General features: G+C 70.7%; 9 protein-coding genes. 7 read left to right on the top strand and 2 right to left on the bottom strand.

Annotated elements, in window-relative coordinates; translation table 11 throughout:
• Window positions 1–71 precede the first annotated feature (71 nt).
• Together BUB75_RS06210 and BUB75_RS06205 are read left to right on the top strand one after the other, a co-directional pair.
• On the top strand, window positions 72–3,263 hold the full coding sequence (locus BUB75_RS06210) for a LodA/GoxA family CTQ-dependent oxidase (protein WP_073252275.1): 3,192 nt from the start codon (window positions 72–74) through the stop codon (window positions 3,261–3,263).
• The gene (locus BUB75_RS06205; RefSeq protein WP_073252273.1) at window positions 3,256–4,401 is read left to right on the top strand and encodes an FAD-dependent oxidoreductase; all 1,146 of its coding nucleotides are present in this window, start codon (window positions 3,256–3,258) and stop codon (window positions 4,399–4,401) included. The genes BUB75_RS06210 and BUB75_RS06205 overlap by 8 nt, the downstream gene beginning before the upstream one ends.
• Window positions 4,402–4,567: 166 nt before the next feature.
• On the opposite strand, the gene BUB75_RS06200 is transcribed toward BUB75_RS06205, so the two are convergent.
• Window positions 4,568–5,473 (bottom strand): pentapeptide repeat-containing protein, encoded by a 906-nt coding sequence (locus tag BUB75_RS06200; protein ID WP_218617318.1) that lies wholly within the window; start codon window positions 5,471–5,473, stop codon window positions 4,568–4,570.
• Between the two features lie 57 nt (window positions 5,474–5,530).
• A complete protein-coding gene (locus BUB75_RS06195) occupies window positions 5,531–6,547 on the bottom strand; it encodes a hypothetical protein (protein ID WP_143175037.1) in 1,017 nt (338 codons plus the stop codon).
• A 748-nt stretch (window positions 6,548–7,295) separates the two neighbouring features.
• Between BUB75_RS06195 and BUB75_RS06190 the strand changes: the two genes are divergently transcribed.
• The 5 genes from BUB75_RS06190 to BUB75_RS06170 are packed head-to-tail and all read left to right on the top strand — an operon-like array spanning window position 7,296 to window position 14,632.
• Window positions 7,296–7,772 carry a hypothetical protein gene (locus BUB75_RS06190; RefSeq protein ID WP_073252267.1) on the top strand — a complete coding sequence of 159 codons (477 nt, stop codon included), beginning with the start codon at window positions 7,296–7,298 and terminating at the stop codon, window positions 7,770–7,772.
• Complete coding sequence (locus tag BUB75_RS06185; protein WP_073252265.1) at window positions 7,772–9,178, top strand: hypothetical protein; 1,407 nt, start codon at window positions 7,772–7,774, stop codon at window positions 9,176–9,178. Before BUB75_RS06190 ends, BUB75_RS06185 begins: the two co-directional genes overlap by 1 nt.
• Window positions 9,175–10,566, top strand: a complete 1,392-nt coding sequence (locus BUB75_RS06180) for a VWA domain-containing protein (RefSeq protein WP_084740248.1) — start codon at window positions 9,175–9,177, stop codon at window positions 10,564–10,566. The genes BUB75_RS06185 and BUB75_RS06180 overlap by 4 nt, the downstream gene beginning before the upstream one ends.
• 11 nt (window positions 10,567–10,577) lie before the next feature.
• Entirely contained in the window at window positions 10,578–11,696 is a 1,119-nt protein-coding gene (locus BUB75_RS06175) for an ATP-binding protein (protein WP_073252263.1), read from the top strand.
• Entirely contained in the window at window positions 11,693–14,632 is a 2,940-nt protein-coding gene (locus BUB75_RS06170) for a DUF5682 family protein (RefSeq protein WP_218617317.1), read from the top strand. The genes BUB75_RS06175 and BUB75_RS06170 overlap by 4 nt, the downstream gene beginning before the upstream one ends.
• Window positions 14,633–14,792 lie beyond the last annotated feature (160 nt).

The following is a 14,792-nucleotide window of genomic DNA, read 5'->3' as shown; positions in this document are numbered from 1 at the left end:
CCCACGATCCGCAGCGTCTCCGCAACAATGCGTGGGCAGTGCCGTCCGAATCGGACTTCAGGGGGAGACACATGGCGACCGTCTACAAGATTCACCCGGCGATCGGCGTCGCGCGCGTCGGCAACAGCCCGGACGAATTCTTCGTCGGTCCCGAACGGCTCCGTACGTTCCCCGAACCCCCCGGCGGCTACAAGGACGACCAGTGCCGGATCAAGCGCCAGGCGGCCCGGTTCCGCATCTACGCCCACCACGACGACGGCACGGTCGCCGAGGTCACCGACGCCCAGGCGACGATCAACTGGACCGTCCACCTGGCCAACACGAAGGCCGCGCACCCCGACCGGGGCAACACGGAGTCGGCCGCCGACCTGACGATCGATCCGGGGCCACGCACACTGACCGGCCCGAACCAGCGGCAGGCGTTCGACACCGGCACGATCCGCTTCACCGGCGCACCGGTGACCACCGTCCCGCTCGGTGAGGTCCGCTCGACGCCGGAGAACCGGCTGCTCGTGCTCGGTGGGTCCGGCCGCTCGGCGTCCCCGGCCGGAACCGCGCTCAGCGGGCATTTCTGGGCCAGCGACGACTGGTACGACGACGTCGCCGACGGCCCGGTCACCGCGACGATCACGCTGCGGGCCGACGGCTCGACACCGCCGGTGACCGGCGCCTGGATCCTGGTCGCCCCGCCGAAGTTCGCGCCGGACCAGGACAGCGTCGTCACGCTGTACGACCGGATCACCGCCGCGCTGGTCGAGGCCGGGCGGCTACCTGCGCCCGCGACCACCTCCTACACGCACGACGTCTACCCGGTGCTGCAACGGACCCGCGACACCGGCTGGGTGGAGGACGTCCGCGGTGTGCACACCTGGACCGAGCCGGTCATCGCCGACGCACTGCGCACCCGAATCTTCAACCGGCTGATCACGCCGAGCGGGGGCGGCGGCAACATGCCCCGGCTCAACGACAGCACCGGCGACGGACGGCTCACCAGCGTCCAGTACCTGCACCTGGAGCGGTGGAAGGACAAGACGTACCGCAACGACTGGCAGGGCGTCCCGCCGCCCGAGGCCACGGTGACGCCGGACGGGCTGGACCGGGCCGCGCTGGACGCCTGCGTGGGTGCGTCGTTCTTCCCCGGCATCGAGGCCGGCGGCCTGGACGACACCTCGCGCCCGATCATCGACGCGGCCAACTACGCGGAGCCCTACCGGCTCGACCACAACCGGCTGGGACCGGGCGCGCTGACCCACGTCATGGCGCTGCCGTGGCAGGCCGACTTCGCGGCGTGCGGCACTCGATGGTGGCCGGTTCCCCGGCCGAACGCGGTGATCCGGGGCGGCCGGCTCGGCCAGTCGTTCACCGCCGGGGTGGCGGATACCGCGACCGACATGGTGGACGCCTGGCACAAGCTCGGGTTCGTCGTGCGGCAGGGCAACCAGCACGTCGAGGTCGACCGGTGCGACACCATCTCGGTGAACCTGCTGACGCCCGTGCTGGACTTCGAGCACGTGCCGCAGGGTCTGATGGGCATGGCGCGGGAGGCAGCGCTCGCGATCACGTTCGAGGTGACCGCCGCGAACGCCCCGGTGACGCTAGAGTACGCGCCGGGTGGCGCTCCGGCACATCCGCAGCTGGTGGCGTTCAACTCGTCGGTCACCGTCGGTCCGACCGGTCCGTCCGGCGTGGCCACCGCCCGCCTCTGGGTGATCTACCGGACCGGGCTGGCCGGCTCGGCGCTGCCGCCGCAGCGTCTGACGGTTCGCCACGTCGGGACGTCGTCCACCTGGACCGTGACCGTCACCGGCGACACGGTGGCGCGCCGCACGACCGCGGTCGCGCTGGTCCTCGACCGGTCCGGCAGCATGACCGAAGACCGGGGCGACGGCGTCCCGAAGCACGTGTCGCTGCGCGAGGCCGCCACCGCGTTCGTCGACGTGATGCTGGAGAACGACGGCGTCGGCCTGGTGCGGTTCAACCAGGACGCGCAGGCGCTCCAGCCGGTGCTGCCGCTGGGCACGGGCGGTCTGTCGGACGTCAACCGTGGCCGGATCAGGGACCTGCTCTCGAGTACGGAACTCGACCCGGACGGCGAGACGTCGATCGGCGACGGGATCGCGGAGGGCCGGAACCTTCTCTCCGCGGCGGGCGGGGACTTCGACGGTGGTGCGCTCGTCGTCCTCACCGACGGCCTGGAGAACCAGGAACGGTGGATCGCCGACGTCGTCGGGGGCCTCACCGCGTCGACCTACGCGATCGGGTTCGGCCAGCCGCAGAACATCAGCGTGCCCGCGCTACAGGCGCTCTCCGGGAACACCGGCGCCTACCTGCTGGTCACCGGGGCGATCAACAGCGACGACCGGTTCCGCCTGCACAAGTACTTCCTGCAGGTCCTGGCCGGGATCGCCCAGGCGGAGGTCGTCCTCGACCCGGACGCGAAACTGCCGGAGGGCGAGGTGGAACGGTTCCCGTTCTCGCTGGTCGCCGAAGACTCCGGGGTGGACGTCGTGCTACTGACGCCCGATCCCGACGCGGTCGACTTCCGGCTGGAGACTCCGAGTGGCCAGCTGATCGAGCCGTGGCGTGCCGAGGTGGAGCCGGGCATGCGTCACGTCCGGTCGAAGGGTGTCGCCTACTACCGGATCGCGTTGCCGTTCGAGTACGAGCAGGACCGGTTCGACCACGCGGGGACCTGGCACGTGGTGGTGCGGTGGGGAGCGCCGCGGGACGAACGCACCGAGAGCCCGAACGGCACCGATCATTCGCTCCGGTACGTGGGGTCCGCCCCGGCGGACGTCGTACCCGGCGCGCCGGACACCGACGACCTCCCGCGGCTCGCCCGTCGCGCGGTGCTGGCGGCGGAGGGTGTGGCCCAGGTCGATGTCCCGACCGCTGCGGCGCGGTCGGGCGGAGTGCCGTTCAGCCTGCTCGTCCACGCGTACTCGTCGCTGACGTTCAGCGCGCACGTCACGCAGCGGGAGTTCGGGCCGGGCTCCTGGGTGGACCTGGACGCCACGCTGGTCAGGGCGGGAGTGCCGCTCGTGGGCTGGGGGCAGGTGTGGGCGGAGGTGACGAGGCCGGATACCGAGCCGCTGACCGTCGCGCTCGCGGAGGATGACGGCGGCCGCTTCACCGGTGGTTTCGCGGCCCACCAGCTCGGGACCTACCGGATCCGGATTCGTGGCCGCGGCACCACCCCGAGCGGCGAGCAGATCTCCCGGGAGAAGACGCTGACCGCCGTGGTCTGGCGTCCGATTGCCTGATTTTGACGTCGCGGTCGTCGGCGCCGGCCCGGCCGGGTCGGCGACGGCGCTGTGGCTGGCGCGGGCCGGGCGGCGGGTGCTGCTGCTCGAACGGTCGCGGTTCGACCACCCCCGGGTCGGCGAGTCACTGTCGCCGGACGTGAACCCGCTCCTGCGCGATCTGGGCGTGACGCTGCCCGGCACGGCAACGCCGTCCTACGGTATTCGGAGCTACTGGGGCGGCGCCGCGTCGAGCTCTCATTTGTTCAGCCCGCACGGCACGGGCTGGTACGTCGACCGGGCGGCGTTCGACCGCTCGCTGGCGTCGGCCGCTGTCGAGGCGGGCGCCGTGCTGCGGACCGGCGTGGCCTGCGTCGGTGTCACCAGGGCCGCGGCCTGGGAACTGCGCCTCGCGGGGCGCGGTCGGGTGCGTGCCCGGGTTCTGGTCGATGCGACCGGTCGCGCGGCTCGGATCGGCTGCCGGCTCGACGCCGAGCGGATCCCGTTCGACCGGCTGGTCGCCGTGACCGGGTTCGTCCCGGCGGCCGACCCACCGGGGTACGGGCTGGTCGAGACCGTGCCGGCGGGCTGGTGGTACTCCGCGCCTGCCGGGCCCGGCCAGTTGGTCGTCATGCTGCTCACCGACGCCGACCTGGCCCGGAGCCACCGGCTCAGCACGGTCGAGCGCTGGCGCGGAGAACTCGGCCCGGAAACCGCCGCACGCCTCGGCCCCGCAGCCGCCGTGAGCGCCGTAGGCGTCGCCGGCGCGCAGGGCGCCGCAGACGGGGCCGTGGGCACGGCGGGCGCGGGCCTGGTGTCCGGGCTTCGGGTGGTGTCCGCGGTGAGCCAACGGCTGCACCGCCCGCATCCCGGCGCCGATCCGCGGCGCGCACCGTGGATCGCCGTCGGGGACGCCGCGCTCGCCGTCGACCCGATCACCGGCAACGGCGTCGCCGGGGCACTGCGCTCCGCGAAAGCCGCCGCCGACACCGTGCTCGCGCTACTCTCCGGTGACGCGTCCGAGGCATCAGCGGCCTACGAGGCCGCACTCGACCGCGAGTGCACGACGTACCTGCACCAGCGGCTGGAGTACTACGCCGCCGAGGACCGTTGGCCGGCCGCCCCCTTCTGGCACCGACGCACCTCACCGACGCCGTGAGCGCGAACGCAATCGTTGTGGCCGTTTCCGGGTTGCGCTGACGGTGATCGTGGCGCTTTCCGTGCCAGGACACGGAGAGTGCCACAACCACGAAGCGAGGCAGGCGGAGAACGCCACAACCATCCAGAGGTGCCGCTCCTCCCGCCGGTCCGCTCCGCGTCCTCTGTCAGGGGCCGAGCAAACATGCGGCTGTTCCCGCCTGGGAAGGGGTTCCCCAAGCCACCGCCCTCACGGTCGTTGACTGATCAACCCTCGCACCGGACACCGCAGCGCCACGCAACACCGCACGGTCCAACACGGCGCCCGTGAGGTCTGCGCCGTTCAAGCACGCGTCCGTAAGGTCGGCGTCCCGAAGGTCGACGCCGGTGAGGTTCGCTCCGCGGAGGTTGGCGCCGCGCAGCTTCGCCCCTCGCAGACTTGCCCCGCTGAGATCGCTACCGGCGAGACTCGACCGGTTGAGCACCGCGTCCGTGAACGAGGATCCCGCCGCACTGACACCGTCGAGATGGGTGTCGGAGAGGTTCTGCCCGTCCAACACGACCGAACCGAGCGTCGCTCCCCGCCCGGCGCCCTCCTTCAAGCGCTGCACCGTCTTCGTGTCCGCCGGTGAAGGTGCCGCGCTCGCGCCGCCCGCCTTTGCGGTGCCGCCGGGCTCATCGCTGATGACGCCGGTGGCCTGTCCGAGGAACACAAGCACGATCAGAACGCAGACACTGACCACTACGCGGAGCTGAACACGCGGTTCGAACGTCGCGCCGCCGACGATCAACGTAATGACCCCGACGGTCACCACTCCGGCCGCCACCACCCCGAACGGCCCCCACTGCCGACTCGTCGCGACCATCGCCCCCAACACCACCAGCCGCAGCGCCCATAGCCAACTGTCCCGTTGCCTCGGCCGCGGCGGGATGCTCACCTTCCGTTCCGCTTCCTTTCCGGCGCGGCGAACAGGCTCCGCGTCCTCCTGGGGCAGCTGTTCGACCGGCCGCGTTGCCCCTCTGGAGGCAGCCTTTTTCGGCGCCTGTCGAGACGTTGCGGTTGAACCGGCGGCCGAATCCCCCTGCTGCGTCACGCTGGCATCGTTCCAAACGATTCGACCAGAGCCAACCACGTCTGGTCGTGCGGCTCGCTACTGCTGCTCGCTCGCTCCGCGCCCCTCGGAGACGTTGATTTCCAGGTGTGACCCCGGGACCTCGTATTCCAGGGAGACGCCACGCTTGAGTCGGAAGAGCCGCGCCAGTTCCTCGTTCGTCGCCCGTTCGTCCGTGATCGTTCGAGGATGCGGGAGATGCAGGCGTTCGTAGAGCGGAAAACGTCCTAGATCCGTCAGCACAGCCAGACTCGTCCCGTACTCGTGAGCCACTGAGACCGCCCCTCGATACGCAAGAAATGCGACACTATAGGGGACGACCGCCAACAGCATCCACGTTTGACTTCGGCTCAGAAACAACACCGTCAGCGGGCTAGCGAGCAAGGCGAGGAGTGTCGTACGAACAGCGAGTTCAAGTTGAATGCGCTGATTCTCGACGTACGCCACTTCCTTCTCGCCGGCCACCATCGCCAGCCTTGGGACGGCCGTCAACGGATCCAGGCCGTAGGTTCGAGATATCGCGTCCTCGTATCGCCTCAGAACGTTGCCTAGCCTGGTCGGCAGAAGGCGGTGCCGATCGGGGTAGTCAGACCGAGCGCGCCGGTTCTCGGCGAAGACGACCGCCGCGCGGAGTGTCTCCTGATCGGCGGTAGACGTATCAAGGGCTCGAATGGGGTTGCCCAGCTTCGCTGCGGCCGAAGTCCCCTCGCTGAACAGCGAACGGGAACGGCGCCGATGGTAGTCGGTTCGGATGACTGCCAACTCCACAGCTAGAGCTGACGTGCCCCAATACCCCTCCAAAAGCCGTATGAGGGGGTACTGGAGCGGGTTCAGCGCCATCGCCATGACGAGAGCGGAGATGCCAAGAACAGCGACGTCCGCCAACTCGAACCGCGCGATCCGTGACCAATCAACCGGGCCGAACCAGTCGGTGGCTTGCACCAGCAAGTAGGCGTACGCAGCGAACACCGCAGCGGGTAGTGCACTCACTACGGAAAAATAGCGGGAGATTTTTCCCGCACCGCCGCCGATGGTGCTAATGATGTCCGTGCTCAAACGCAGCCCTCACCTAGGGAATCGGGTCACAATATTCACATCGCCAAAATTCGGATTCGGAGCGCGTCACCAGCCGACCGAAATCGCAATCCGGGCAGTAGCCTTCCGCGATATAGAACTGGTGCCCCGGAACCTTCCTGCATTGCCAGAGTTTCCCCCCGGCCGGTAACTCCCCGAGTTGACCACAATATGGACAAAGCACCCCATCAGCCAGGTGGCGGTTCGGACAGTGCCAATGCCATCCTTTATCGCGCCGAACAATGTCATCGTCGCACTTCGTCATCGGACAATTCGTCCATACTATTTTGTGGTCGGGGCAATGGCCGCCGTGTTTCGTCTCATACTCGGCATCCAGGTCACAGCCGGGGAACAGACAGTTCCCCGCCTCTATCTCGTCCTTGACACGGCCCGGCGGCGTGATTCCGTTGCCGATCAGGACGCGGATCCAGAGCAGGAAGAGCGCGCGACGCAGCGCGAACGCAGCAGTCGGCCTGCGCGTGCGGTTGCCTCTGGTCACCATCGGCGGCTCCCGGTTCCCCGAGAACACGGTAGGCAGCCGTCGAGGCCACCGGAAGCCCCCGACGGTTCGAGGTGGGCGCACGCCGATCTCGGCCGTCACACAGCGCGCAGGTGCCCCATCCGGAACTGTCGCACCGGTGCGATAAGAACTGAGACGTCCGGGTCGGCCGCGCGTCGTCACCGTTGGCCACCGGCGTGTCCGCACTCCGAGTTACGGAGGTTCTCCCTCGTGCAAGCCCGAAGCACGGCCAGAGTCGTGCCACCGGTCCGGCCGCGCAAGCTGGCCAAGGTCCCGTTCGTCGCGCTGGCAGACGGCCGGCTGCAGGGCGTCGTCTCCAGCGGTTCGGACATCGACCGGGTCTACGTCTCGTCGATCGTCGCCGGCACGCTGACCTACCACTGCAGCACGAACAACAACCGGCCCTGCGGTGGCCTCCGCGGCACGCCCTGCAAGCACCTGGTGTCGCTGGTCGACGAGGCCGTGCTGCAGTACGGCTACGAGCGCGTGGGCCGCTACCTCGGCGTCGACCTGGTCGAGGTCCCCGACCCCACCGCGCTGACCCGCGGGTTGAGCGGCCACGAGCCGTCGGCCGCCGCGACCGTGTTCAGCCGCTTCCTGCGGCACCTCGCCTACCTCGAACTTCCCGACGCCGGGGAACCGATCCCCGAGCTGCACTGGTTCCCCGCGTACGGGTTGGGGCGCTGATGCTCGCTACCCAACTCGCCGCGCTCGTCGATGGAACGCCCGCCGGCACCGCCGAGACGCTCGACCTGGTCGACGGGTTCGACGCCTGCCTGGTCACCGGCTTCGGCCGGCTCGGCGACGACGGGGCCGCGGCGCTCACCGCGCTGGCCGCCGGTGTCGCCGTCACTCCGCTGGGCGATCGTGCCTCCGAGGCTGCTGCCAAGCTCGCCGCGGGCTCGATCGCCGACGAGCACCTGACGACGCTGGCCGGTGCGCGCGCCGCGTTACTGGGCGCCGTGCACGACGCGCTGCTCGACCGCGCCGACACGGCGGTCGGCCGCCCCCGGTCCGAGTGGGTCGCCGCTGACGCCGACGCGCCCGACGCACCGCGGAACCTGCTCGAGGGCTGCCGCTCGTGGCTCCGCGAGCTGGCGGTCACCGGCTGGCGCGGCGTCGACCACGATCTGGTCTCCTCGTCCGGTCAGGTACTGGAGGCCATGCTCATGCCCTCAGTAGTCACGCAGCCGCGCCTGCGGCGGCTGGCCGTGCTCGTCGACGGGCTGGCCGCGGAGCTACGAGCCTCGGCTCCGATCGCGACGATGGACGAGCTGCCGGTGCGCCGCTGGGCCGACCTCTGGGCCAGGGCGATGCTGCTCTGCCAGCCCGGCACGTGGCCCGCAGGCGCGGCCGAGACCGTCTCCGGCCGGCTTCTGGTCCTCGGCGTCGACGTCCACGAGCACGCCACCGCCGTCCAAGTACAGGTCCACGGCCTGCTCGAGCTCGCGGGCGAGACCACACCGCGCCTGGTGCGCACCACCGTGGCCGCCGCGAAGGTCGACACGATCGTCGGTCCGGCGATCTGGCGTCTGTTCGACGGATATCCGGCCCTATTGGCCGCGCTCACCGACGGGCGCGCGCTGACCGTCACCGACCTGACGTTGCTGAGCAGCGGCGACCTGCTCTGGGCCGACGACCGGGCGCAGGCAGGCGACCCGGCCGATCCGTTCGTCACGGCGCGGATCCACCTGGCCGGTGCCGTCGCCCCGGCCGTGCCGCCGCTCGACCGGCACCCGGTGCGGCTCGCCGAACCGGTGCTCGTCGAGGGTTACGCGGTCGACGACGGCGTGCTGGTGCTCGACGGGCACCGCCTGGCGCTCGACCTGGACCGGCTGCCGACGCTCGGCCCGTTGACGCCGGAGCTGGTCACCGGTTCGACGGCCTGCCTCGGGCTGCTCCGCTGGGACGACGGGCAGTGGTCGCTACAGCCGCTGGCGATCCAGGCCACGGTGAAGCGCAAGCCGGTACCGATGCACGTCGGCGACTGGGCGTCCGGCCCGACCGACCCGAAGGTGGCGAAGGCGGTGAAGGCCGCCGGTGACACGGTCGCGGTGCTCCGCGAGCGCGCGAGCCGGCTGCTGCGCAAATGACGACGCCCCTCGGCTCGGGCGCCGACGCGGCCCGGCCCGATGACACCCGGCCCGACGGCGCCCGGCCCGACACGACGCAATCCGACGCCGCTCGTCGCCAGGTGCTCTACTGGCGGCTGCTGGCCCAGCTGTTCGACCCGTCGGAGCAGCCGACGCTGGAGAGCGCGAGCGTCGCGGTCGTCGACGACATCGGGCTGCCGGCCGCGCTGCTCGACCGGACCGTCTCGATGGACACCGTTCTCCAGCGGTTCCCCGAGCTGACCGCCGAGATCGACGGTCTGATGAAGCCGCCGGAGCCCGCTGACGGCGAGCCACGGGACACCGCGGCCGAGGTTCGGCGCGCGGCGATCGTCTCGAAGCTGCTGCTCAACGTGTTCTGCACCGGGTCGGGCAACGTCACGGCCGGGCAGCTGTCGACGTGGCAGCAGGACACCGGGTGGCTGGAGCGCGCGCTCGGCCACGAGCCCGGCCAGTTGCGCGGCCGCTCGGAGGAGAACGGTCTCGGCGAAACGCTCGCCGAGATGGAAGGCGACCTGATCAAGCGGATGGCGCTGCGCGAGGTCCTCGCCGACCCGACGCTTGCCGCGAAGCTGACGCCGAGCATGTCGCTGGTCGAGCAGTTGCTGCGCGACAAGTCGAACCTCTCCGGGGTCGCGCTGGCCAACGCCAAGGCGCTGATCCGCAAGTTCGTCGACCAGGTCGCCGAGGTGCTGCGCACGCAGGTGGAGAAGGCGACGGTCGGTCCGATCGACCGGTCCGTGCCGCCGAAGCGCGTGTTCCGCAACCTCGACGTGAACCGCACGATCTGGAAGAACCTCACCAACTGGAACCCGGAGGACGAGCGGCTCTACGTCGAGCGGCTGTACTACCGGCAGACTGCCCGGAAGAGCACACCGTCCCGGCTGATCGTGGTCGTCGATCAGTCCGGCTCGATGGTGGACTCGATGGTGAACTGCACGATCCTGGCGTCGATCTTCGCCGGGCTACCCAAGGTCGACGTGCACCTGATCGCGTTCGACACCCGGGCACTCGACCTGACGCCGTGGGTCCACGACCCGTTCGAAACGCTGCTGCGGACGAAGCTCGGCGGCGGCAACGACGGGCCGGTCGCGATGGCGATGGCCCGGCCGAAGATCGCCGATCCCCGCAACACCGCGATGATCTGGATCTCCGACTTCTACGAGTTCGACCGGTCGCAGCCGCTCTTCGAAGGCATCCAGGCCGTGCACCGGTCCGGCGTCAAGTTCATCCCGGTCGGTTCGGTGACCAGCTCGGGGAGCCAGCAGGTCAACCCGTGGTTCCGCGACCGGTTCAAGACCCTCGGCACGCCGGTGATCTCCGGCCGCATCGACAAGCTCGTGTTCGAGCTCAAGAACTTCCTCACCTGAAAGGCGTTCGAATGACCGACATGCTCCGCGCCCCCGCCGAGGTCAAGTACGCCGACGAGCTCGACTGGCTGGAGTCGATCGACACCGGCCCGAAGCCGTTCTCGTGGCGGCTTAGCCCGCGGATGGTCCGGCTGTTCGTCCTGGGCTCCGAGCGCGCCGACGGCCTCGACCGGCCGGTCGCGCAGAAGTGGTTCGGCGACCGCAGCTTCGTCGAGCGCAGCATCGTGACGCTGGCGTCCGACCGCGGTCTGCTGCTGATCGGCGACCCGGGCACCGGAAAGAGCTGGCTCGCCGAGCTGCTGGCGGCCGCGATCAGCCGGAACTCGACGCTGGTCGTCCAGGGCACCGCGGGCACCACCGAGGACCACATCAAGTACTCGTGGAACGTCTCGATGGTCATCGCGAAGGGTCAGTCGCCGGATTCGCTGATCCCGTCGCCGATCATGACCGCGATGCAGCGCGGCGTCATCGGGCGGTTCGAGGAGCTGACCCGGACGACGAGCGACGTCCAGGACGCGCTGATCTCGATCCTGTCCGAGAAGTACGTGTCGATCCCGGAGTTGAAGGACGACAGCATCAACACGGTGTTCGCGCAGCCGGGCTTCTCGATCATCGCGACCGCGAACAGCCGCGACCGGGGCGTCAACGACCTGTCCTCCGCGCTAAAGCGGCGTTTCAACTTCGTCCGGATCCCGGTCGTGACGAACAAGAAGAGCGAGGCGGAGATCGTCCGCTTCCGCACCGTCGAGCTGCTGCGCAGGCACGAGATCGAGCTGGACGTGCCGCCGACGCTGCTCGACATCCTGCTGCAGAGCTTCGCCGACCTGCGCACCGCGGCGGCGTCCGCGACCAGCGACGACGAGAAGCTCGAGTCGTCGCTGTCGACCGCCGAGCAGATCGGCGTCCTGGAGGACGCGATCCTGCACAGCCAGTTCTTCGGTGACCGGTCCTTGCGGGCCGACACGCTCGCCCGGTCGCTGGTCGGCTCGCTGGCCCGGCGCAGCCCGGAGGACCTGGCGATCCTGAACAAGTACTGGCACGGCACGGTGGAGAAGCGCAGCAAGCAGGAGGCCGGCGAATGGGAGGGCTTCCTCTCCGGCGGTCGCGAGGCGATCGCGACGCTGTCGTGAGCGAGGTCGTCACCGCGGGCGGCCCGTCGGCGGCGGGCGGTGCCACCGAGGACGCCGACGGTGTCGCCAGCGGAGGCTTCGCGTCGCTCCGCGAGCAGCTCACGGGAGCAGCGGAAGCGTTCGCCGGCAGCCGCGGCGACCTGGGCGGCATCCTCACCGGCCTGGTGGACGACGTCGACCGTGCCCTGCGCGAACCGCTGGAGATCTTCCCGGTCTGCCACCACTCGCCGGCGTCCGCGCTGGCGATGGTGCGCCGGCTGCGTCAGAAGCAGCCGTCGGTGATCTACCTGGAGCTGTGCGAGGACTTTCAGCCGCTCCTGACCGAGCTGCGGAACTGCACGCTGCCGGTCGCGCTGCAGGCGTTCGCCTCCGAGCTGCACGGCCATCCGCAAGACTGGGCGCCGCTCTCGGTGGTCGCGCCGATCACCGCGGCGTCGGCGGAGTACCAGGCGATCTCCTACGCGCTGGAGACGCCCGGCGTCGAGCTGGTGCTCGTCGACCGCTCGACCGACCACGTCTTCCAGTGGCTGCCGAGGGAGCCCCGCACCGGTGGGGCCGAGCCCGCCACCGACGAGGCGGAGTCGGCCACCGACGAGGCGGGCCTGCACGGCGACGCGGTCGGCCTCGAGATCGGCGACCTGCGGCCGGGCTTCGCCGAGCTGGAGGAGCACCTGCTCCACCACGGCAAGGTCCGGCACTGGTCGGAGTGGTGGGACCAGTACGTCGAACAGCCGTTGGTCGGCGCCGACTACGACACCTACCGCCAGGTCATGGTGCTGATCGGCAGCCTCTTCCGTCGGCTGCGCCCGTCCGACGCCGAGAAGCTCGACCGGGACGAGGACCGCGAGCGGTTCATGTGGACCCGGATGCGGGAGCACCTCGCCCGCACCGGCATCGACCGCGGGCGTGCCCTCTACGTCTGCGGCGCGTTCCACGCCGCGAGCCGGGTCGAGGAGTTCGGCTCGGACGCGCCCGTCACCGAGTTCACGATCTCCGACCGAACGCCGACGAAGTGGCTCTACGGGCTGATCCCGTCCAGCCACTCCGCGATCGAGGCGCAGTTCGGCCTGGCACCGGGCTCGGTGTCAATCGCGGCGGCGACGTGGAAGAAGGCCGTCACCAAGGCGGGTGTGAAGCCGTTCGCGCTGACCGGCCAGCGCGGCACCAGCGCCGGCCGGGCCGCCGCTCCGGCGCCGGGCCCCGCCGGGAGCGGCCGACGCGCCGCCGGGGCCGGTGCGGGTGCGGGTGCCGGTGCCGGAGCGGCCATGCTGCCGGCGACGCCGTCGGTACCCGTCGACCGACTGTCGGGATTCCTGTCGCAGCCGCCGCAGCTCGACGACCGGGACGAGGCCGAGTTGCTCGGTTGGTGCGTCGACATCGTCCGGCTCGCCCGTAAGAACGGATACCTGTCCAGCACCGCGGACGCGATCGCAGTGTTCGAGACCTCGATCCTGCTCGCGGGGATGCGCGGGCGGGCCCGGCCGACCCCGTACGACTTCCAGGATGCGGCGGTCACCTGCATCGAGAAGGACGGGGTGCCGGGCAGGCGGGACGTGCGGCGGCTCTGCGAGATCCTGCTCGGCGGCGACCGCATCGGCAGCGTCGGGTACGACGCGCTGCCGCCGCTGGCCCGGGACGTCTACGACCGGCTGAAACCACTCGGGCTCGACCTGGAGTCCCGCACGATCCAGCGGGCACTGCTCGATCTGGCCGGGCGTCCCGACCTGGCGCCCGCGTCACGGTTGCTCTGGCGGTTGCGCTATCTCCTGCCCGCGGACGCCGTCCGCCCGATCATGGGTGAACGGCGGCTCGGCGAGACAGCCTCGCTGCAGGAGAGCTGGGACCTGGCGATCGGCCGTTACCAACGGTCGCTGATCGAGCTGGGTTACGAGGGCGTCGCGATCGAGCAGGTACTCGAACAGCGGCTCCGGCAGAGCGTCCGCGCGACCGACGCGACGGCCGCGACCGCGCTGGCGGCGGTGGAGGACGCGATCCTCTACCTGGACAGCCCGACGTTCGTCGCCGAACTCGGGGCGCGCGCGGTCGAGCTGCTCGAGGCCGAACGCACGGTCGACGACGCCCCGGCCGTGCTCCGCCGAATCCGCCGGCTGCTCGCGCATTACCGCGCCACCGAGCCCGAGCTCCCGGCCTGGTGCGAACAGTTCGTCACGGTCGGCTACGCGCACTACTGCACGCTGCTGCCGACCGCGTTCATCGACGAGCAGACCGGCGTCCGCCAGGTGGCGGCCATGCTCGGGTTCCTGTTCAGCCTGGAAAGCTTGGCGCTGACGCTGGGCTGCGACCGGGCGCAGCTGGAGCTTGCGGTGCAGCAGTCCCATCCGGAGGTGCCCGCGAAGCTCGCGCTGGTGTGGGCCGCCGGGACGCAGCTCGGCACGGTCACCCGGGTGGAGCTGCGCGCCCGGTGCGACGACCTGCTCGACAACCCGCTGGTCTTGCCGGCGTTCCCGCAGTACCTGAGCGGGTTCGTCCAGGCACTGGAGCCGGTGCCGAGCCTGGCGCCGTTCGTCGTCGAGGTGCTGTCGAAGGCGTTCGCGCGCCTGCCCGACCCGGTACTGCTGCCCTGGTTGCCGTCGCTGATCACGACGCTGCGCGAGCAGGCGGGCGAACTCGTCCCGACGCTGGTGCGGGAGGCCGGGCGGACGTTCCCGGGCACGCTTCCCGCGCTGGACGCGTTCGTGCCGCCCTGGGAGGCCGCATCCGCTCCCGCCGCCGCACCGGCGGCAGCAGTCCCGGCGGGCCCGATCGCCGACCTGCTGACCACCCACCCCGCGGCCACCGACGCCATCGCAACGCTGCTCGGCGTCGAGGCGGTCTGGTCCGAGTCCGGCGACGCCGGGTCGTCACCCGAGGTGGCCGCACTGCTCACCGCCCACCCCGCGGCGGCAACCGCGCTGGCAGCGCTCCTGCCGGTCTGACCCCGCCGCGGAGGCCAGCCGCCGCGGAGGCCAGCCCGCCGCGGAGGCCAGCCCGCCGCGGAGGCCAGCCCGCCGCGGAGGCCAGCCCGCCGCGGAGGCCAGCCCGCCGCGACCCCGCCGAGAGCCTCGGCGGGGTCGCGTTCCTGACCCCGCCGGGATG

The sequence above is a fragment of the Cryptosporangium aurantiacum genome, assembly GCF_900143005.1.
Lineage (GTDB): Bacteria > Actinomycetota > Actinomycetes > Mycobacteriales > Cryptosporangiaceae > Cryptosporangium > Cryptosporangium aurantiacum.
Note: the sequence above shows the minus strand (reverse complement) of the source record. Positions and strands in the feature narration are given on the sequence as shown.

Coding starts and splice junctions, on each gene's coding strand:
- BUB75_RS06180 (WP_084740248.1), top strand. CDS start 9,175: ATGACGACGCCCCTCGGCTCGGGCGCCGACGCGGCCCGGCCCGATGAC.
- BUB75_RS06210 (WP_073252275.1), top strand. CDS start 72: ATGGCGACCGTCTACAAGATTCACCCGGCGATCGGCGTCGCGCGCGTC.
- BUB75_RS06185 (WP_073252265.1), top strand. CDS start 7,772: ATGCTCGCTACCCAACTCGCCGCGCTCGTCGATGGAACGCCCGCCGGC.
- BUB75_RS06175 (WP_073252263.1), top strand. CDS start 10,578: ATGACCGACATGCTCCGCGCCCCCGCCGAGGTCAAGTACGCCGACGAG.